Source organism: Enterococcus mundtii (assembly GCF_013394305.1).
Lineage (GTDB): Bacteria > Bacillota > Bacilli > Lactobacillales > Enterococcaceae > Enterococcus_B > Enterococcus_B pernyi.
Map to the genome: position 1 here is coordinate 2,234,877 of NZ_AP019810.1, position 18,971 is coordinate 2,253,847.

At 38.8% G+C, this 18,971-nt stretch carries 20 protein-coding genes; 15 read left to right on the forward strand and 5 right to left on the reverse strand.

Going from position 1 to position 18,971, the window contains the following annotated elements:
- The first annotated feature begins 24 nt into the window (after window positions 1–24).
- From HZ311_RS10690 to apf, 4 genes are all read left to right on the forward strand, one after another.
- Window positions 25–960 carry a metal ABC transporter substrate-binding protein gene (locus tag HZ311_RS10690; RefSeq protein ID WP_023519178.1) on the forward strand — a complete coding sequence of 312 codons (936 nt, stop codon included), beginning with the start codon at window positions 25–27 and terminating at the stop codon, window positions 958–960.
- 273 nt (window positions 961–1,233) lie between these two features.
- Window positions 1,234–1,980 carry a hypothetical protein gene (locus HZ311_RS10695; RefSeq protein ID WP_010736215.1) on the forward strand — a complete coding sequence of 249 codons (747 nt, stop codon included), beginning with the start codon at window positions 1,234–1,236 and terminating at the stop codon, window positions 1,978–1,980.
- Between the two features lie 15 nt (window positions 1,981–1,995).
- A complete protein-coding gene (gene queG / locus HZ311_RS10700) occupies window positions 1,996–3,162 on the forward strand; it encodes a tRNA epoxyqueuosine(34) reductase QueG (RefSeq protein ID WP_023519179.1) in 1,167 nt (388 codons plus the stop codon).
- Window positions 3,163–3,539: 377 nt separating this feature from the next.
- Window positions 3,540–4,148: an aggregation-promoting factor gene (gene apf, locus HZ311_RS10705; protein WP_023519180.1), complete on the forward strand. Its 609-nt coding sequence runs from the start codon at window positions 3,540–3,542 to the stop codon at window positions 4,146–4,148.
- 64 nt (window positions 4,149–4,212) lie between these two features.
- On the opposite strand, the gene HZ311_RS10710 is transcribed toward apf, so the two are convergent.
- Window positions 4,213–5,319 carry an NAD(P)/FAD-dependent oxidoreductase gene (locus HZ311_RS10710; RefSeq protein ID WP_023519181.1) on the reverse strand — a complete coding sequence of 369 codons (1,107 nt, stop codon included), beginning with the start codon at window positions 5,317–5,319 and terminating at the stop codon, window positions 4,213–4,215.
- 178 nt (window positions 5,320–5,497) lie between these two features.
- Window positions 5,498–6,880, reverse strand: a complete 1,383-nt coding sequence (locus HZ311_RS10715) for an MFS transporter (RefSeq protein ID WP_010736211.1) — start codon at window positions 6,878–6,880, stop codon at window positions 5,498–5,500.
- A gap of 209 nt (window positions 6,881–7,089) precedes the next feature.
- Between HZ311_RS10715 and HZ311_RS10720 the strand changes: the two genes are divergently transcribed.
- From HZ311_RS10720 to HZ311_RS10730, 3 genes are all read left to right on the forward strand, one after another.
- The gene (locus tag HZ311_RS10720) at window positions 7,090–7,740 is read left to right on the forward strand and encodes a GyrI-like domain-containing protein (RefSeq protein ID WP_023519182.1); all 651 of its coding nucleotides are present in this window, start codon (window positions 7,090–7,092) and stop codon (window positions 7,738–7,740) included.
- 57 nt (window positions 7,741–7,797) lie between these two features.
- Window positions 7,798–8,253: an arginine repressor gene (locus tag HZ311_RS10725; RefSeq protein WP_010736209.1), complete on the forward strand. Its 456-nt coding sequence runs from the start codon at window positions 7,798–7,800 to the stop codon at window positions 8,251–8,253.
- Between the two features lie 190 nt (window positions 8,254–8,443).
- Window positions 8,444–8,650, forward strand: a complete 207-nt coding sequence (locus HZ311_RS10730) for a hypothetical protein (protein ID WP_023519183.1) — start codon at window positions 8,444–8,446, stop codon at window positions 8,648–8,650.
- Window positions 8,651–8,700: 50 nt separating this feature from the next.
- Here HZ311_RS10730 and HZ311_RS10735 read toward each other — a convergent pair whose 3' ends face one another.
- On the reverse strand, window positions 8,701–9,531 hold the full coding sequence (locus tag HZ311_RS10735; RefSeq protein ID WP_010736207.1) for a manganese catalase: 831 nt from the start codon (window positions 9,529–9,531) through the stop codon (window positions 8,701–8,703).
- 622 nt (window positions 9,532–10,153) lie between these two features.
- Here HZ311_RS10735 and sapR point away from each other — a divergent pair.
- The 4 genes from sapR (at window position 10,154) to HZ311_RS10755 (ending at window position 14,492) form a co-directional block, all read left to right on the forward strand.
- On the forward strand, window positions 10,154–10,828 hold the full coding sequence (sapR, locus tag HZ311_RS10740) for a two-component system response regulator SapR (RefSeq protein WP_010736206.1): 675 nt from the start codon (window positions 10,154–10,156) through the stop codon (window positions 10,826–10,828).
- A gap of 17 nt (window positions 10,829–10,845) precedes the next feature.
- Complete coding sequence (gene sapS / locus HZ311_RS10745) at window positions 10,846–11,871, forward strand: two-component system sensor histidine kinase SapS (protein WP_010736205.1); 1,026 nt, start codon at window positions 10,846–10,848, stop codon at window positions 11,869–11,871.
- A 331-nt stretch (window positions 11,872–12,202) separates the two neighbouring features.
- Window positions 12,203–13,069: a GRP family sugar transporter gene (locus tag HZ311_RS10750; RefSeq protein WP_019724165.1), complete on the forward strand. Its 867-nt coding sequence runs from the start codon at window positions 12,203–12,205 to the stop codon at window positions 13,067–13,069.
- A gap of 43 nt (window positions 13,070–13,112) precedes the next feature.
- A complete protein-coding gene (locus HZ311_RS10755; RefSeq protein ID WP_019724164.1) occupies window positions 13,113–14,492 on the forward strand; it encodes an APC family permease in 1,380 nt (459 codons plus the stop codon).
- A gap of 64 nt (window positions 14,493–14,556) precedes the next feature.
- Here HZ311_RS10755 and HZ311_RS10760 read toward each other — a convergent pair whose 3' ends face one another.
- Both HZ311_RS10760 and HZ311_RS10765 read right to left on the reverse strand, forming a co-directional pair.
- Complete coding sequence (locus tag HZ311_RS10760) at window positions 14,557–15,756, reverse strand: toxic anion resistance protein (protein WP_010736201.1); 1,200 nt, start codon at window positions 15,754–15,756, stop codon at window positions 14,557–14,559.
- A gap of 89 nt (window positions 15,757–15,845) precedes the next feature.
- Entirely contained in the window at window positions 15,846–16,502 is a 657-nt protein-coding gene (locus tag HZ311_RS10765; protein ID WP_023519185.1) for a 5-bromo-4-chloroindolyl phosphate hydrolysis family protein, read from the reverse strand.
- 217 nt (window positions 16,503–16,719) lie between these two features.
- Here HZ311_RS10765 and HZ311_RS10770 point away from each other — a divergent pair, with 217 nt between their 5' ends.
- Genes HZ311_RS10770 through HZ311_RS10785 form a run of 4 tightly spaced genes read left to right on the forward strand, consistent with a single transcriptional unit; the run spans window position 16,720 to window position 18,854 of the window.
- Entirely contained in the window at window positions 16,720–17,283 is a 564-nt protein-coding gene (locus HZ311_RS10770) for an NUDIX hydrolase (RefSeq protein ID WP_010736199.1), read from the forward strand.
- A gap of 12 nt (window positions 17,284–17,295) precedes the next feature.
- Window positions 17,296–17,580, forward strand: coding sequence for a cell wall synthase accessory phosphoprotein MacP (gene macP / locus HZ311_RS10775; protein ID WP_010736198.1), 285 nt, complete (start codon window positions 17,296–17,298; stop codon window positions 17,578–17,580).
- 17 nt (window positions 17,581–17,597) lie between these two features.
- The gene (locus HZ311_RS10780; RefSeq protein ID WP_023519186.1) at window positions 17,598–18,290 is read left to right on the forward strand and encodes a 5'-methylthioadenosine/adenosylhomocysteine nucleosidase; all 693 of its coding nucleotides are present in this window, start codon (window positions 17,598–17,600) and stop codon (window positions 18,288–18,290) included.
- Window positions 18,291–18,302: 12 nt separating this feature from the next.
- Window positions 18,303–18,854, forward strand: coding sequence for a cysteine hydrolase family protein (locus tag HZ311_RS10785; RefSeq protein ID WP_178946661.1), 552 nt, complete (start codon window positions 18,303–18,305; stop codon window positions 18,852–18,854).
- Window positions 18,855–18,971 lie beyond the last annotated feature (117 nt).

Consider the following 18,971-nt stretch of genomic DNA (forward strand, 5'->3'; position numbering starts at 1 on the left):
AACGAATAGAAATGGAGTATGTACATGAAAAATAAACTGAATATCTTATGGTTAATGGGAGCTGTCTTATTTATTTTTGCAGGTTGTGGCAGTTCCGCAGCAGAAGAGAAAGAAGAAAACCTGACCGTCGTAGCAACAAATTCGATCATCGCCGACATGGCGAAAGAAGTTGGAAAAGAACATGTCGATGTGCATAGTATCGTCCCTGTTGGAACTGACCCACATGAATACGAGGTATTGCCAGAAGATATCAAAAAAGCAAGTGATGCTGATGTCATCTTATACAATGGGTTAAATTTGGAAACAGGGGATGCTTGGTTTGAAAACTTGATGGATACGGCAAATAAAAAAGAAGATGAAGACTATTTTGCAGTAAGTAAAGAAGTTGAACCACTTTATTTGACCGGTGGAGAATCAGAGACAGAAGCAGATCCACATGCGTGGTTGGATCTTTCAAACGGAATCAAATATGTACAAGAAATCGCACGCATCTTTGCCGAAAAAGACCCAGACCATGCTCCGCAATATGAAGAAAATGCAGATGCATATATCGAAAAATTGAAAGAATTAGATAAACAAGCGAAAGAGAGTTTCGGATCGATCCCAGACAATAAAAAACTATTAGTAACAAGTGAAGGAGCTTTTAGATACTTCTCACAAGCATACGATCTACCAGCAGGGTATATTTGGGAAATCAACACAGAAAGCCAAGGTACACCTGAACAAATGCAGTCGATCATCAGCCAAGTTCGTACTTCGGATGTTCCAGTCTTATTTGTGGAAACAAGTGTTGATCCGAGAAGCATGGAACGTGTCGCAAGTGAAACAGGCCTTGAAATCTATGATGAGCTATTCACTGATTCCATTGCAAAAGAAGGAGAAACTGGTGATTCTTATTATGGAATGATGAAATGGAACATCGAAACGATCCACGATGGTCTATCTCAAGAAAAGAAATAATCACTAATCGATTTAATAATCTAAAAAGAGGCAAAAGTGTGTAGCCTCGATAAATAAGGCGTCATCCACGAAAATTGTTCTTTAAATTTTTGTGGATGGCGCTTTGTTTTTGAAGAGAGTCCTTCTATTCCTTCCGTTTGCTCAGTTTTGGAGACGTGAGGACTAATGCTTCCGCAATTTATACAAATAAAAATTCGTTCGTTTATTGTTTTAAAGATACCAATTTTAGTGAAATTCCGTTATAGTTAAAAGAGAGGAAAGGAAGGTGAAGCTATGAATTTTACTAGCAAAGACAAACAATTGATTGCAAAAGAAATAACAAAAAAAATCAACCAACTAGAAAATAAGGAGAAAGATCAAGATCTCCTATTTCTTGAAGCAGAAATGGCGAAAGCGTTCATAGCAAGCCCAGAAGAATTGGAAACAGAGGAATACCCTGGAAAATGGTTATTTGATGATTTTCAGCCATTAGATGAAGAAACAGGCATTGGCTACTTTGTTTTTCTTTCATCCGTCGGTTTTACTCCTGGCGTATTAGTCAAACAAAAGAACGAACTAAAGGTTCAAGCATGGCCCGCGTTGTTTTCTTTGATAGGGACAGAGGGTGTGATTCCAAAAATCCAATCCGCATTTTTCAAGAGTGCATTTATTGCAAATAGCAAACTAATGAATACGTATTATAATCGTTTAGTAGAAATTGCTCGTCCAGGAGAAATTCCACAAACGTTCACTTATGGGCAACAAAAAAATCTATACGAAGATGTTGTTTATTCACGGGATCTATCTGAGTTCTCAGCAAGAGAACAACTACGTTTACATGAACTACTCCACACCAAACCTGTTTCGTTGAACTTTTTCAATGCATTAGACCAACGTCGAAAATGGGTATCCGTGAATTTCTGGGAAGTATTTGCTGCTAGAAATCGTTGGATGGAAGAAAGAAAAATCCCAGATCAACAGATCCAATTCGTTCAATTGAAAAAAGAACGATTATATTACGGATTATATAGTCGTGTCTGATCGAGGGTGGTAATGATGGCACTAACATTAAAGGAAGAAATCATTCAAGAAAGTAAGCGAATCGGGATTGATAAAATCGGGTTTACTACAGCAGAGCCATTTGATCATTTGAAAGAATCGTTGGTAGAACAAAAAGCTGCTGGACATACTTCTGGATTTGAACACCCTAATATCGATGAACGTTTATATCCGGAAATGACGTTTGATCGGCCGAAATCAATTATTGCAATTGCTTTAGCGTATCCGACAAAGATCCATGAAAAGATGCCTAGAGATGAAAAGCGTGGACAGTTTGCTCGTGCTTCTTGGGGCATCGATTATCATGATGTCTTACGGGATCGTCTGCAACAATTGATTTCATTTATTGAGTCACGAGCGACACATTGGCAAAAGGAAGAAGAATGGCGCTTGGCGCCGCAAGTAGATACAGGTGAGTTGATCGACGTAGCTGTGGCGCAACGTGCTGGATTAGGGTTTATCGGTCGAAACGGATTATTGATCACAGAGGAATTTGGCTCGTTTGTCTATTTAGGTGAGATCGTGACCAATATCGACCTAGAACCAGATACTCCTGGTGTCTTTGGGTGTGGCGAATGTACGCGTTGTGTGACGGCTTGCCCAACGGATGCACTTTTAGGTGATGGGCGAATGAATGCTAAATGCTGTTTGTCTTATCAAACGCAGACAAAAGGCATGATGCCAGAGGAGTATCGAAAGAAGATGAGCAACGTCATTTATGGTTGTGATATCTGTCAGTTGGTTTGTCCTTATAATAGAGGGAAAGATTTTCACTTTCATCCAGAAATGGAACCAAAAGTAGACGAAGTCTATCCGAAACTCACGCCTATGTTAACGATCTCTAATAAAGAATTTAAACAGCAATACGGTCATTTGGCTGGCTCATGGCGTGGAAGGAAACCTCTTCAACGAAATGCGCTGATTGCCTTAGCCAATTTAGGAGAACGTGCCGCTTTGCCTCATATTGAAGAGTGTCTAAGTGATGTTCGTCCAGTGATTCGCGGGACAGCAGCGTGGGCAATCGGTAAGTTAGGAATCAAAGATCCTGAAAAATGGCAAGAAGTATTAAGTTGCGCACTGGAAAAAGAAACAGACGAAGAAGCAATCCATGAAATGAACCAAGCAATCCAATTGTTACAAAAGAAAAAAACTCCTAAAAAATGACTTTTTTACTCGAATACGTCATTTTTCCCAGTAATTGTTGTAACAATTACTGGTTTTTTTGTGTTTATTGCATCAATTTTTGGGAAAATGAGAAGAATTTCGCAGAAAAATACAATAAATTGAAAAAAAATTATTCTAAATATTACAGAATGTAAGTTTTTTTAAAGTTTCTGTGAAAGGATTGAAAAACGATTCCAACGTTGATTTATAAAGCTTCTACGACTTTAGTCCTAGTTTTTCGGAAAATCAAATATTACAAATATTAAAAATGTGACGATTTTGTCATTAAATGTCATAATTCTTTCACCTATGAAATATTTCTAGATGATAAAGTTAGTGACGTTGAAACAAATCAAAGAGAAAAAAAGGAGCTTACTATGAATTCAATTAAAAAGATCGTTTTGGGGACAACTGTTGCCGCTGGAGCAACTGCAATGTTTGTAGGGACTACTGCTCATGCAGATGAAGTCTATACAGTAAAAGCTGGAGATTCATTATCTAAAATCTCACAAAAATTTGCAGGTGACAATTCACTGATCAAAGCTATTGCAGAGCAAAATTCGATTGACGATATCAACCGCATTTTCGTTGGTGAAGAATTAACAATTCCAACTGACGCTTCATCAGTAAAAACAACAGAAGTAGCACCAACAACTGAAAAAGTAGAAACTCCTGTAGTAACAGAAACACCAGCGCAAGAATATACATACGTTGCGCCTGTTGAAACAGTTGAAGTAGCACCAGCTACAACTACTGTAACAACAAACAGCAACTCTGCGAAAGAATGGATTGCACAAAAAGAATCAGGTGGTTCTTACACTGCAACAAACGGCCGTTACATCGGACGTTACCAATTAGATTCAGCATATTTGAACGGTGACTACTCACCAGCGAACCAAGAACGTGTTGTAGAAGAATACGTTGCTGGACGCTATGGTTCATGGGATGCTGCAAAAGCATTCTGGTTAGCAAACGGTTGGTACTAAGATAACCATCAATCATGAATCCAAAAAAGAGGGCTACGCAAGTAGGCCTCTTTTTTTACTTCTTTTATAATCTTGAAAGGTACGTATCGATTGATTTTTGATAATGGTCGCCTCGCCAAATGCCTGTGTTGAGATACTCTGCAATCAAATAGCCGATATAAGGGCCAGTAGTCAAACCAGAGGAGCCTAAGCCACTTGCGGCGATCAAGCTTGGTTCATCTGGAACAGGTGCAAAGAACGGCGCAAAATCGGAGGTGTACGCCCGTGTGCCTACTCGCATGGTGTGTTTCCATGTAGCAAGTTGATCGGGTTCAGCTAAAAATGGTACTGTACTTTTTATCAATTGCTGATAAGCAGATTCGGTAGGAACCAAATCCCAACCCGCATCATTTTCATGGGTTGCGCCAACTAGTATAGTCCCATCGTTGAATGGGATAAAATCGGCTTCCCCTTCTAACATGGCAACAGGCCATTCTTGGCTGTTCGCATAAGGTGTTTGAAAAACGATCAGCTGTCCTTTTTGTGGACGAATATCAGCATGAAAGCCAATCTGCTCCAGTAACGGCTTCAATGAAGGGCCAGGCGCTAGAATGACTCGGTCAAAGTCAAGTTGTCCAAAAGTACCAGAGATGACCCAGTGTGCGGTTTCTTTGCGTAACTGGACACGTTCAGAGATTACTTTGACCATTTGTTTCTCCAAGCGTGTGGCAAGGTGAGATAGATAGGCATGACCGTCTAAACGTCCCCCTCCAGTCACAAATAAAGCAGGTGTTGGTTTTAGCAATGGGAGAACTTTGGCTGTTTCTTCAGCTTGTAACAGCGAAATATCGCCGATTTCAGGTGCGTCTTTCTTTCGTTGTTCGGCAAGTGCAGCAAGATCTTCCAAAGCTTCTTTTTGGCGAAAAATCAGTGTGCCGGATTGTTTATAGATGGAATCATCAAGTGATAGATCCTGGATTAGTTTTGGGAAAAAAGCCGCACCATCTTTTGCTAACTGATACCACTGTTTATTTCGTCTTTTTGAAAGCCAAGGCGAGATGATGCCTGCACTAGCGCGAGTAGCTTGTCCTTCTTTTGCATCAAATAAGGTCACCTCAAATTTAGAGGTGTCTAAATAGTTGGCTAATGTCATACCGATGATGCCACCACCGATAATAGCAATTTTTTCCATAGAAAAACCTCCTTTACTTATCTACCATCTCATAGAATCATTAGAGATACAATATTTTATCCAAGGATTTTTTTCTATTTCATCCGAACGATTGTATGGTGAAAACTGATTATTGATAAAGTTAGAGACAAAAAAAACAAGGAGGAGTGAGCTTCATTCTCTCACACCTCCTTATCTATTAATTTTGTATTTGCTTAGGTTTTTGCACCATATAGCGGATAAATAGGATCAAACTAATGATCAACAAGCCAAGTAGGACACTTAAAGCAACTTTTGATCCTAACGTTGTTGCTGCTTCATAACTATCTGAACGATGATCTTGGAAAAAGTTGATGATCACAGCCACCAACGTAGTAGCGACAGCGCCAGAAAATTGTTGCAACGTATTGAATACGGCGTTGCCATCACCTTGTAATTCCATCGATAAAGCATTCATTCCAGTAGTCATCATATTGCTATAAGACAAACCAATACCGATCATATAGAAGAAATGACAGGCAATCAAAAAACCTAATGATGCATGACCTAAGATCAGGACAAGGGTAGTCCAGCCAACAAGTGAAAACAAGAGACCGATGAAAATTGGTTTTTTAGGTCCATGTTGGTCGAGTAGCTTTCCTGAAAAAGGTGATAACAGGGCACCAATCGTTGCACCTGGAAGCATAGCTAAACCTGCGACAAAGGCATTGTTCCCTTGGACGATTTGGACAAAGTTCGGTAGGACAAAAGAAACACCAAGTAATAAAAATTGATAAACTAAAAAGCTAAATAAGAATAAGCGAAACGTATGGTTTTTAAAAATTTCAAGTCGGATCAACGGATGATCGGCTTTTTTTGTTCGTTGATAGAAAAGGATGAATCCTAAAATGGCGATGACTAAGGATGCCCAGCCAATCCAGTCTCTGAACATGCTTAGAAAAGTTAAGCTTCCACTGAACATCAGACTAATACCAAGGACGCTGAGTAAATCTAAGCGACCAGATTTTTCCACCTTAAATTTAGGAATCGCGTATAAGCCAATCCCAAGTGAAAGGAGTAACACTGGCAATAGAAAGATAAAAATATGACTCCATGAGAAATTAGCAGTTAAGATCCCACCATACGTAGGACCAATCGCTGGTGCAATGGCGGTTGTTAAAGTACCAAGACCCATCATCGTTCCTCTTTTTCCCATAGGAGCAAAAGTCAAGATGATGTGAAACATCAATGGCAAGGCTATCCCTGTCGCAGCACCTTGGAGTACCCGTCCTAAAAGCAGTAACAAGAAGGTAGGGGAAAAGTAATCGACCAATAAACCAGCAATAAATAGTAAATTGGAACTCAAGAAAAGAGTACGCAGGCTAAAGTTTTTTGTCAGATAAGTTGAAAGTGGCACAATGATCGCAATCATTAATAAGTAAATGGTTGTTACCCATTGTACTTGGGAGGTACTGATTTGAAATTCCTGAATCAGCGTTGGGAAGGTCACGTTCATTGCGGTTTCGATCAAAACACCTGCAAATGACATGATCCCTGTGGCAAGTACAGCAGGAATTAATTGTAGTTGTTTTTGTTTTTGCATGTTTTTCACCTCTAAATTATTTCGTAAAAAAAGAGAGAGATTTCTATTCGAAAATAGAAACCGCCTCTCTCTCGACACGCTAGGCGTGTTATCTGTACGATTTATCGTTCGGCTTATTCTAGCACAAGTCTAAAAATAGTGTCAACCAGATTAGCCAATCCAATGTAAAAGAGTTATGATAGTAGTGAAGAAGAAAACAAGGAGGGCCTATGGAAAAAATCGAATGGAGAAAAACCGACCCTAGTTATCGTATGTCAAAGAAACCGCAATTGATCACACTCCCTGCTCAAAATTTTTTTTGCATCAACGGAATAGGTGATCCAAATGGAGAAGAATTTAAGCGTCGTGTAGGTAGTTTGTATGCTGTTAGCTATACGATCCGAATGGCACCTAAAAATGATTGGCTGATCCCTGATTACTCCCCCTATACTGTGTATCCTTTAGAAGGTCAGTGGGGACTGCAAGAAAAATTTTTGAACGAACCAGTGATGTTAAAAGAGCATTTTTCTTATCAGTTGATGATCAAGCAACCGGATTTTGTGACTCCTCAAGTTGCTGCAGAGGCGTTAGTACGAGCCAAAACCAAAATTCCAGAAGACCTAGCTAGTCAGCTCGTTTTTAAGACGATTGAAGAAGGCCTTGTGGCGCAGATCTTACACATTGGTTCCTACGACGATGAACCAGAAACATTTGAAAAGTTGGCTTTATCACTCAAGGAAAAAGGCTATCGCCGAACTTCAAAAGAGCATAAAGAAATCTATATGAGTGATCCCAGAAGGACGGCACCAGAAAAATTAAAGACGATTTTGCGAGTAACCGTTGAACAAGACAAATCAGTCGAAGTGTCAGACATCAACTAAAAGAGAGAAAGATTCCCTGTTTTTTTGCTATAATAGATACGAAGAGGTGTTTTTTGTATGAAAAAAAATCAACGACAATCATTGATTCGCCAATTGATTACTGAGCATGCCATCGGTACGCAAGAGGAATTATTGAATCATTTGCAGATGAATGGGGTCAATGCAACGCAAGCAACGATCTCACGAGATATACGTGAGTTGAAACTTGTGAAAATCCAAGATGAGAATAAACAAATACGCTATGCGTTATTCAATCAACAAGCGGATTCTTTGATGGAAGATCGCTTGCGAAGTGCGGTCAAACGAGAAGTATTACGAATTCAACGGATTCAATTCATGATCGTTGTCTTAACAGAAAAAGATGGTGCGGATGTGGTAACAAACTGGTTAGATGAAGTTGATTATCCAGAAGTGGCTGCGACGATTGCCGGCGTTGATACGTTCATTATTATTTGTCGCACAGAAGAAGAAGCCCAGGCTTTCGCTGAAAAATTAGAGCAAATGAGAGAATAGCTCACGTTTAGTCTAATGATCAATGGAAGCGCTAAACTTATTGACGTTGTGTAAATCGTACTAAATTCCATGGATACTGGACTTGCAAGAATGGTACGTAATGATTGGAAGGGTGTCTTTACAATCTGGATCATTCTAAAGCTCCAATCAATTTGAACAAGTATACAGTGAAAGAGGGGCGAGCAGTCCAGTGATGACAAACATGATCATTTTTCTGACGATTTTAGTTTACGGCGTCAATTTTTTGGCATTTATGTACATTAAAATAAAAGAAATCAAAAATTACCTAGAAAAAATTGCGATCTATTTTGGTGTGAACATGACATTGTTGTTCACCAGTAGTATTTTCCTATTTTTTGGTAAGATCGTCGAAGACGGAATATTGTTGATAGAATAATAGAAAAAACTGATGCCCATTAATATAGGGCATCAGTTTTTAATTTTCATTTATTTTTTTTTGGGAGGGGTACCGTACATTTTAGGTGTTACCGGTTTTAATTTAGGTGCTTTGCCTTCGATCTTAGGTTCTTCCAACCATTGATACTCCCCTTCACCATCTAAAGCTTTACCTTTTGCCCAAGAACCTTCGCTACTTTCGTCACCTTCTGAAAAGTTATAGAAATCATAAGCAATATCTTTACGTTCTTCTTCTCTTGGGAAAGTCGTAGGAACAAGAATACCGCCTTCTGTTTCTTCTAATTCTTTGACAGCCGCTGCCCAAAGGTTTTGATGATAACTGTCTCTAGCCAATAAAACTGATAGTAGGTCTTTTACGCCACGATCATCGATCATTTCGTAAATACGTGCCACTTGTAGTCTTCCTTGAGATTCTGCGTTTAAGTTTGCACGAAAATCAGCAAGTAAATTTCCACTAGCAACAATATAACCACCACTCCAAGGATTACCAACGCTATCCGCAGGACGAGGTCCTAAGCCAGCTACAATAGCGTGTTGAGGATTCATGCCGGAAATGATCGCACCAATCGTTGGGTCTTTTTTCATTGCTTCTTCTTGATCTTCAACAGGTGCATCTTCAAGTAAGCGAGCAACCATTGTCGCTAACATTTCAACGTGTCCAAGTTCTTCTGTTGCAATGTCCATCAGCATATCTTTATATTTTTCTTCTCCACGACAGCTCCAACCTTGGAAAAGATATTGCATCGCTACACTCATTTCACCATACTGTCCGCCAATCAATTCTTGTAAATATTTTGCGATTAATGGATTCGGACGATCTGGTTTTGCCTCAAACTGTAATTCTTTTTGGTGTCTAAACATCAAATCTCCTCCTAATCATTTTTTAATACATTACTATTGTTATATGTAATGGAAAAAAATTCAAAGAAAACGCTCTAGATATTATAGTTATTTTATAAACGTTGATTTATCAATGTTTTATTCTGTGAAAATGACTTCGTTAAAAGAAAATATTAGGAATAGCTCAATGAAATATTTTTGTTTATAAATGATAACTATTGATAATTTCCAATTGTATTCTCATTTTTGTTAACAGAAAGTAAGTAACGAGAAAGAAGAGCTGGTCACATCAAAGAACGATTGTTTTTAAGTCTCAGGTCAAAACGCTTTTGTCACGACCTGATCCACGGTGTTTGAAAGCCAACTCCTACGATATTAAGTCAAAAATTGAAAAAATATGAGAAGCTATTTTCTCAATTTCCGTCTTAATACTTGGAGCTGACCGGCTTTCTCACGACCTGATAAACGGTGTTCAAGAAGCAACACTTCGGTCCTAAGCAAAAAAAAATCAAAAATGAAAGAGCCATTTTCGCTTTTTTTGCTTATGCCTTAGTGCTGATCGCTTCTTTCACGACCTATTGTTACTTGTAGAATGTTTGCTTCTTTGATATGGTTAGTACAAGAAAAACATCGGAGGTATATCATGGCTAAAATTATGGTAGTGGAAGATGAAGAGATCATTCGTCAGCTGATTATGGAAGAGTTGGAGAAATGGCAATTTGAAACCTATGGAACGTCAGATTTCAATCAGGTTTTTGCTGATTTTGAGAAAGAAGAACCACAACTTGTTCTTTTAGATATCAATTTACCAGTGTTTGATGGTTATTATTGGTGCCAGAAAATACGAGAAATTTCCAAAGTCCCAATCATTTTTATTTCAAGTCGTAATACGAATATGGACATGATCATGGCGATGAACATGGGGGCAGACGATTTTGTGACGAAGCCGTTTCAAATCGATGTCTTGATTGCTAAAATCAATGCTTTGTTGCGTCGTTCATATAATTATGGTGAGTTGTCGAGTGAAATGATGACCCATAATGGAATCACGTTGAACGTCGATAATGGCAGTATGGAGATTAATGGTGAAATGATCGATTTGAGTAAGAATGAGTATCGCTTGTTGTTTATTTTAATGAAGCAACACGGGAAAATTTTGACTCGTGAAAAATTGTTGCGTGCGTTGTGGGATGATGAACGGTTTGTCGATGACAATACACTGACGGTCAACATCAATCGCTTACGTCGTAAAATCGAACAGGCAGGGATCACCGATTATATCGAAACAAAAGTCGGCCAGGGGTATATTGTTCCCTGAAAGGATGAAATACAACTATGAACTTTTTTAAGTATTTGAAAGATCAATGGTCGCTGATCGTCGGTTGGATATTTTTTATTTTATTGACGATTTTTGTGATGTGGTTAGCCCCTAATATAACGGTCGATTGGGCCACGATTGCTTACTTAACATTGATCGAAGGTGTTTTCTTAATCTTTTTTTTACTTGTCTGTTACTTGAGTAAACGTCGGTGGTGGGCAAAATTGGCAAATCTACAAAAAAATTCTCCCTTGCAAAATTATTTAGATGGTGGACATACAGAGGAAGAGAAGTTGATAGAAGACTATATCAATCAACTGATACGTGAACATCAGGAAGTGATGCAAGAAGCCATCACGAACCAGCAAGATCAAAAAGATTATATCGACTCATGGGTCCATGAAATCAAAGTACCCGTAGCGGCTTCAGAATTATTAGTACGATCGATCGAGTTTGATATCGATGATCAAAAATATACATTGTTAGAAAATGAGTTGTCTAAAATCGATGAGTATGTGGAACAAGTATTGTATTATGCGCGCTTGGATAGTTTTTCAAGAGACTACTTGATCCAAGAATACAGTATCAAGAGTATCATCCAACCCGTCATTCGTAGCCAAGCAAATTATTTTATCCAAAAGAAAATACGTTATGAAGTGATAGGTGAAGATCAAACGATTTTGACTGATTCCAAATGGGTGGCTTTTATTTTCAAACAGATTCTTAGTAATGCCATTAAGTATACGCCGGATGAAGGCGAGATCAAACTATTGATCGAGAAGACGACAAAAGGCGTAAAATTTTCTGTCAAAGATTCAGGCATCGGTATACCGAAAGAAGATGTTGGACGGATTTTTGACAAAGGCTTTACAGGGGCGAATGGCCGTCTGAGCAAAACCCACTCTACTGGTCTAGGATTATACCTCGCTAAAAATCTTGCGGAAAAATTAGGGATTTCTCTCACTGTTGACTCGATCGAAGGAGAAGGGACGACTATGTCTTTGTTTTTCCCTATCTTGAGTTTTTACCAAGAAGAACGCTAAAAAAATGGGATTGCGACATGTTCACGCGTATTTCTGAAGGAACTACCGGTTGAACATGGTCTAATTTGGTTGTGATAGAAGTGTGTTGACCTTAGATGATGATTGGAAAAGTTTTAATATAGTTATACATCAGCTGTTGCCCCGAAAGTAGAAGAATTTTCGAGGTAACGGTTGATTTTGTTTATGATTTATTAGTGACTGATTGAACTTCATAGAATCGTCAAGGAAGTTAAGTTAGAAAAAAGTGAGAAATAAAAAATAACTCTTGTGTTGTTAACGTTTTCGTTGATATGTTCTATAACATGTGACATTTAAAAGAAGGAGAATGTTTATGGAATTATTAATCGCATTAGTCCCAATGGTCGCGTGGGGAAGTATTGGTTTAGTCAGTGGAAAGATCGGTGGCGATGCCAATCAACAAACATTAGGAATGACGATCGGTGCATTTCTTTTTTCACTCGTTGCTTTTTTCATCGTTAATCCAACGATCACGCCATGGATCACATTGATTGGATTTTTATCTGGTCTAGCGTGGAGTGTCGGACAAAATGGGCAGTTTCATGGGATGAAATTCATGGGAGTATCTGTAGGATTGCCGTTATCCACTGGTTTTCAATTAATTTTGAATACGATTGCGGGCGCTGTTTTTTTCCATGAATGGACACAAACAAAAGATTACGTTTATGGTATTTTAGCGCTGATTCTTCTTGTAAGCGGTGCGTATTTGACTGCTCGACAAGATGATGAAGGAAAAGTCGATACAGATAATAAAATGCTTGATTTTGGTAAAGGATTCAGAGCATTGATCTATTCTACTTTAGGTTATGGTGTCTATACGATCATCGTCAACTGGGCGAATTTAGATGCGATGTCGATTATTTTACCGCAAAGTATCGGTATGATCTTAGGGGCAAGTTTCTTTGCTTTCCGAAAAGTAAAAGTTGATCAATATGTTTGGAAAAATATGGCGAGTGGATTGCTATGGGGAATCGGTAACGTATGTATGCTATTGACCGTTAAGTCATTAGGACTAGCAGTCGGTTTCTCTCTTTCTCAAATGGGGATCATCATTTCAACTCTAGGTGGTATTTTTATCTTAGGGGAGAAAAAGACAAAAAAAGAGCTTATATTTGTAATTGTAGGTTGCCTTTTAGTTATTTTTGGTGGTATCCTTTTAGGGTATATGAAAACAGCGTAAAGCTGTTTTTTTATATACTCAAAAATCAGGGGGAGGGAATTTAATGGATTTGTTTCGTAAGAAAGAAATCAGTCTCAATCATACGAGTGAGATGAAGAAAGAACTAAAAACATCCGATTTGATCATGCTTGGCATTGGCGCGATCATCGGTACAGGTATATTTGTCGTAACAGGAGTGGCAGCAAACCAAAATGCAGGTCCGGCACTATCATTATCGTTTGTTTTAGCAGCGATCGTTGTGATTTTATCTGGTCTAAGCTTTGCAGAATTTGCTTCGCGGGTACCAGTGATTGGCGGACCATATGCGTATCTATACGTCGTATTCGGTGAATTTGCCGCTTGGTTGACTGGATGGTTATTGATCGGTGAGTTCTTATTGGCCGTTTCATCCGTTGCGTCAGGTTGGTCCGGTTATGTACAAGGGTTTATTGAAAGTCTTGGTTTTGGCTTACCAACGGCGCTAACAGGTGGATATAATCCAGCCAATGGTACATACATCGACTTAATTGCGGTGCTTGTTGTGATTTTCGTCACATACATTGTTTCTTTGGAAGCGAAGAAAGCGTTACGATTGAACAACATGATGGTTTATGTGAAATTTGGAATCATTGCATTATTTATTATTGTAGGAATCTTTTTTGTTAAACCAGAGAATTGGCAACCATTCACACCATTTGGCTTTGAAGGTGTCCTAGATGGCGCAGCATTAGTTTTCTTCGCATTCTTAGGATTCGATGCGGTAGCGATGGCTGCGGAGGAAGTAAAAAATCCTCAAAAAGATGTACCACGTGGAATCATTGGCTCGATCTTGATCGCAACCGTGTTGTACATCATCGTGACATTGATTTTAACAGGGATCGTGCCTTATACAGAATTAGGTGTGAATGATCCTGTGGCATTCGCGATGCGTTATGTAGGACATGGTACAGTAGGAGCGATCATCGCCGTTGGCGCGATCTTGACCTTATTGACTGTGACGATCTCCATGATGTATTCATTAGCTAGGTTATTATTTGCAGTAAGTAAAGATGGCTTGTTACCACAGTTCATGACAGAAATCGACAAGAAACATCGCACACCGAAGAAAGCGACGTATGCAGCAGGTATCGCCGCATTATTCTTCGCAGGATTCTTCCCATTGAATATCTTGGCAGAGTTGACGAACATCATGGCATTGGCTTATCTAATGTTAGTTAGTCTAGGCTTACTGAAATTACGTAAAATGTTTGGCAAACCAAAAGCAGGCGAGTTCAAAGTACCATTGGTACCGATTTTACCAATCATTTCGATCTTATCTTGTCTAGTCTTGATGTCACGTTTACAAGCGGTGACTTGGTTAGTCTTTGGGATTACGATGGTGATCGGCCTAGTGATTTACTTTGGCTATGGTTACAAACACAGTAAGATGAATACCGAAAAATAAAAAGATAAACAAAAAACCTTGTATCAAGCAGCATTGCTGATACAAGGTTTTTTCATTCTATTTGTTATTGCGTTAAATCGAGTAATTTTTGTTTCAAGTCTTCTTCCATATGGCCAAGTTCGACTTCTGCATGACGACGTTTTTCTTTTCCTTCTTGTTGGATACGAAGTGTTTCTTGGATCGTTTCGATCAAATCATTTTGTGTAGTTTGCAATGTTTCGATATCCACGATGCCACGTTCATTTTCTTTAGCAGTTTCGATGGCAGAGATTTTCAACATTTCTGAGTTTTTCTTCAATAAATCATTGGTTGTTTCAGAAACTTGTCGTTGTGCTGTAACTGCATCTTTTTGTCGAAGCAAGGTCAATGCGATAACCACTTGGTTTTTCCATAATGGGATGGCTGTAGCAATCGATGCTTGGATCTTTTCTGCCAATGCTTGGTTTGTATTTTGGATCAAACGGATCTGTGGCGCTTGTTGGATCGTGATCTGTCTGGCTAAGCGTAGATCATGAGTGCGCTTGTCTAGGCGATCAAGAAACTGTGTATAATCATTGGCGATCTGTACATCCATTTGATCCCCTGTTTCTTCTGCTTTTCGCATGGCTTCTGGAATGATCTTTGTCTGTAATTCTTCCATTTTTAATTCGCCAGCAGCGATATAAATGTTCAACGCATCAAAATAATCTTTATTTTTTTGATAAAGTTGTTCTAACATCAGATTGTCTTTTAATAGGCCATCTTTTTCTTTGTCTAATTTGACTGAGATCTTGTCGATTTGCGCACCGATTTTTTGGTATTTGGCAGTGACTTCATAAATCGATTGTTTGACTTTACCGAATACGCGTTGGAAAATATTTCCTTCTCCTGCACGTAATTCATCTGGATTTGCTTCTTGAAGGCGGTACATCAGTTCAGTCAATGAATCACCGACTGGTCCGATATCTTGTGCTTGCACGTGATTCAACATCGACTGTGAGAACTCACCTAATTTTGTTTGAGCAGCTGAACCGTAGCTGATGACCGATTGAGAATCAGTGACATCGATTTTTTCAGCCAATTGTTTGGCTTGTTCTTGTCTTTCAGCAGGTAATTTATCAATCAGCCGAGCAGCAGTTTGCTGTTCTTGAAGTGCATTGATTTCATTTTGTTGTGTTTGAGTCAATTTATCGACGGGTGTCGAAAAAGGATTATTCAATAAATCTTCTAAAGTATCATTTACAGGGGTTACTTCGTGTTTTGGTTCATGTGGATTATTTTCCATTAAAATTCCTCCTTATCGATTAAGCTAGAAAAAGTACCCGAAACAATCAGACGATGTCTAAGTGTTCCGAGTCCAAGAAATAAACGTGCTTATTCTTCTGGTACATCTTTATTATCACGCTTTAAGCTTTGTTTCGCAACAGATATCTCTACATCGATATCTTCCAAATCTTCCGAAACGAAATCTTGATAGTCTTTCGCGACTAATGAAGCAAGTTGATCAATGATCTGGGTACTTTCTTCCAGTTTTTGATAGGTCTGTTTGTTTTTGATCTCGTGTTCATTGATCTCAATATATTTGTTTGTCAAATCCACTAGGTTTGGCAAGTGGGTGTAAAGGAACTGACTCGCATCGTGCAATCGAGTGGGTTCTTTTACGAGTTCTTTGAACAAACCTTTTGCTGCTTTTACCGGTTCGTGACGAAGATCGATCGCTTTAAGCTTTGCCGTTTCGTACATATTTTTTTCTAGTTGTTCGATTTCATTTTTTGTTTGATTCATCGTTTCTCTAAAAAAAGAGATTTCACTCGGTGTCATGCCGTTTTCGCTATAATGGGTCGCTAATTTGTCAGATAGATTTGGTAAAGCTGTTTTGTCCTTAGGTTTTTTACGAAAACCAAAAAGCCCCCAAATCAGCAAAACTGCGCCAATTAACAAGATCATTGATATGATCGATACATCATTATAACTGAAGAACAGTATCACTAAGAGTAAACCTACGATCCATTTCCAATTCTTTTTAATCATCCTAAAAACCTCCGTGTATATTCATTGTCCACTCTGCTCATCTACTTCTTTATTTTAGCACAACCTTCTTAATAATTAGTATCGGACTAAAGGTGGATTTTATGAGTTTATAGAATTTCTAAGGTTTGGATATGGTAAACTAAGTAAGAAATCAAAAAGAAAATTGAAAAAAACAAAAAAAGTAGTTATTATAGGACAAAAGAAAGCAGGGGAAAAGATGCTTGAATATGAACAGTTTGAAGAGAAAACGATCCAACGAAAAGAAATTTATCATGGAGCGATCATTGATGTCGCTGTGGATGATGTTCGCTTACCAGATGGAAATATCGGGAAGCGTGAATTAGTCTTTCACCCCGGTGGTGTAGGAATCATTGCTTTTGATGAAAAGGATCGTCTACTATTAGTCAAACAATTCCGCAAACCTTTAGAGAAAGTGATCCTCGAAATACCAGCTGGTAAAATTGATCCAGGAGAAAAACAAGCGCCTGAGATCACTGCTGCTAGAGAATTAGAAGAAGAAACTGGATACCGCGCAGAGCGTTTGGATCATTTGACTTCTATGTATTTATCACCAGGATTTGCGAATGAACTCCTGCATATCTATCATGCAGTAAATATCGAAAAAGTGGAACAGCCTCTCGCACAAGATGAGGACGAAGTATTGGAACTTTATGCGTTGACTTTAGCAGAAGCAAAACAAGCGATGTCAGATCAAGTCATTTGCGATGCAAAAACGATTTATGCGATTCAATACTGGGAATCAATGAACAAAGGAAAGTAGAGGGATCGATTGATGGTCAAAGGACCGCTAGTCACACGTAGCGAAATCCGTAAACGACAGCAAGAACAAGCACAAGAATCATTAAAAAAACAAAGAAAAGCGGAAGCTACGTACAAACAAGAAGAAAAAAAGATCGCGAGTTTTTATCGTAAAGAACAAAAGAAAAATAAGCCAATCACGAAAACAAGAGCAGGCGAACGAGAAAAAACACGTAAATGGAATGCTGTTTTGATGAAAGGCTTGGTTATAGTCATTTTATTGTTAGCCATCGTTTTTCTGGCAGTTGCATTTATATAGAAAGAAGGAACAACTAAATGAAAATTGGAATCATCGGAGCAATGGAAGAAGAAGTAAAAATTTTAAGAGAGCAACTAGGACAACCCTTATCATGGGAAAGAGCAGGCGCTCTGTTTATCTCAGGCTCATTAGGCAACCATGAAGTCATCGTTGTACGTTCAGGTATCGGGAAAGTCTTAGCATCGATCACAACAAGCTTATTGATCCAACAATATGGTGTAAACATGGTCATCAATACAGGATCAGCTGGTGGCATTGGTGAAGGTCTACGTGTAGGGGATGTAGTGATCTCTGACAAAGTTGCCTATTTTGATGCAGATGTTACAGGGTTCGGTTACAAGCCAGGACAATTACCAGGTATGCCTCTTTATTATGAAGCAAGCACGTATTTACGTTCAGAAATGAAAAGAGCCGCAGAAGCAACCAACTTGAATGTAAAAGAAGGCTTGATCGTCACAGGAGATACATTTGTTGATTCGCCAGTCAAAGTCCAAGAGATCTTAGGCAATTTCCCTGAAGCACTTGCTTGTGAGATGGAAGGGGCTGCAGTCGGTCAAACGGCACAACAATTCAATATTCCTTTCTTGATCGTGCGAGCAATGAGTGATACTGCGGACCATTCAGCGACACAAAGCTTTGACGAATTCATCGAAGAAGCAGGGAAACGTTCAGCTGAAATGGTGATTGAATTTGTCAAACATCTTGTATAAGGAGTGAACCGAATGAAAGCATTGATTTCGATTGATTACACCTATGATTTTGTGGCAGACGATGGGAAATTGACGACTGGAAAGAGCGGTCAGGCAATTGAACCAGCTTTAACGAAGTATACAAAAAAGTTTATTGATGAGAAAGAATTTGTCGTATTTGCGATCGATGCACATGATCCCGAAGATGCTTTTCATCCGGAAAACCAATTGTTTCCACCACATAATGTAGTCGGAACGAGTGGCCGCGATCTGTATGGTTTATTGCAAGAGATTTATGCGGAACATCAAACACAAGCCAATGTTTATTGGATCGATAAACGTCACTATTCTGCATTCAGTGGAACAGATCTTGACATTCGTTTACGGGAACGTGGGATTACAGAGATTTATTTGACAGGTGTTTGTACAGATATCTGTGTCTTGCATACAGCAGTCGATGCCTATAACCTAGGCTATCAATTATTTATTTACGAAGATGCAGTTGCCAGCTTTGATCCAATCGGACATGACTGGGCATTGAAACATTTTCAAACAGCCCTTGGTGCGGAGATCATTAAGGGATAAAAAGAGTGAATAAAGTGGATAAAGGCGTTTATATCGTACTTTATCCACTATTTCTATTGGTCATTAACTGAAACAAAGAGAAATAGATACATACAAATTGATCAATGGGGTGTGCAT

Excerpts from the sequence above, each read along its gene's own strand:
- HZ311_RS10780 (WP_023519186.1), top strand. The coding sequence starts at position 17,598 with ATGAAAATTGGAATCATCGGAGCAATGGAAGAAGAAGTAAAAATTTTA.
- HZ311_RS10765 (WP_023519185.1), bottom strand. The coding sequence starts at position 16,502 with ATGATTAAAAAGAATTGGAAATGGATCGTAGGTTTACTCTTAGTGATA.
- HZ311_RS10695 (WP_010736215.1), top strand. The coding sequence starts at position 1,234 with ATGAATTTTACTAGCAAAGACAAACAATTGATTGCAAAAGAAATAACA.
- queG (WP_023519179.1), top strand. The coding sequence starts at position 1,996 with ATGGCACTAACATTAAAGGAAGAAATCATTCAAGAAAGTAAGCGAATC.
- macP (WP_010736198.1), top strand. The coding sequence starts at position 17,296 with ATGGTCAAAGGACCGCTAGTCACACGTAGCGAAATCCGTAAACGACAG.
- HZ311_RS10710 (WP_023519181.1), bottom strand. The coding sequence starts at position 5,319 with ATGGAAAAAATTGCTATTATCGGTGGTGGCATCATCGGTATGACATTA.
- HZ311_RS10750 (WP_019724165.1), top strand. The coding sequence starts at position 12,203 with ATGGAATTATTAATCGCATTAGTCCCAATGGTCGCGTGGGGAAGTATT.
- apf (WP_023519180.1), top strand. The coding sequence starts at position 3,540 with ATGAATTCAATTAAAAAGATCGTTTTGGGGACAACTGTTGCCGCTGGA.
- HZ311_RS10735 (WP_010736207.1), bottom strand. The coding sequence starts at position 9,531 with ATGTTTAGACACCAAAAAGAATTACAGTTTGAGGCAAAACCAGATCGT.
- HZ311_RS10720 (WP_023519182.1), top strand. The coding sequence starts at position 7,090 with ATGGAAAAAATCGAATGGAGAAAAACCGACCCTAGTTATCGTATGTCA.
- HZ311_RS10760 (WP_010736201.1), bottom strand. The coding sequence starts at position 15,756 with ATGGAAAATAATCCACATGAACCAAAACACGAAGTAACCCCTGTAAAT.
- sapS (WP_010736205.1), top strand. The coding sequence starts at position 10,846 with ATGAACTTTTTTAAGTATTTGAAAGATCAATGGTCGCTGATCGTCGGT.
- HZ311_RS10725 (WP_010736209.1), top strand. The coding sequence starts at position 7,798 with ATGAAAAAAAATCAACGACAATCATTGATTCGCCAATTGATTACTGAG.
- HZ311_RS10690 (WP_023519178.1), top strand. The coding sequence starts at position 25 with ATGAAAAATAAACTGAATATCTTATGGTTAATGGGAGCTGTCTTATTT.
- HZ311_RS10755 (WP_019724164.1), top strand. The coding sequence starts at position 13,113 with ATGGATTTGTTTCGTAAGAAAGAAATCAGTCTCAATCATACGAGTGAG.
- HZ311_RS10770 (WP_010736199.1), top strand. The coding sequence starts at position 16,720 with ATGCTTGAATATGAACAGTTTGAAGAGAAAACGATCCAACGAAAAGAA.
- sapR (WP_010736206.1), top strand. The coding sequence starts at position 10,154 with ATGGCTAAAATTATGGTAGTGGAAGATGAAGAGATCATTCGTCAGCTG.
- HZ311_RS10715 (WP_010736211.1), bottom strand. The coding sequence starts at position 6,880 with ATGCAAAAACAAAAACAACTACAATTAATTCCTGCTGTACTTGCCACA.
- HZ311_RS10785 (WP_178946661.1), top strand. The coding sequence starts at position 18,303 with ATGAAAGCATTGATTTCGATTGATTACACCTATGATTTTGTGGCAGAC.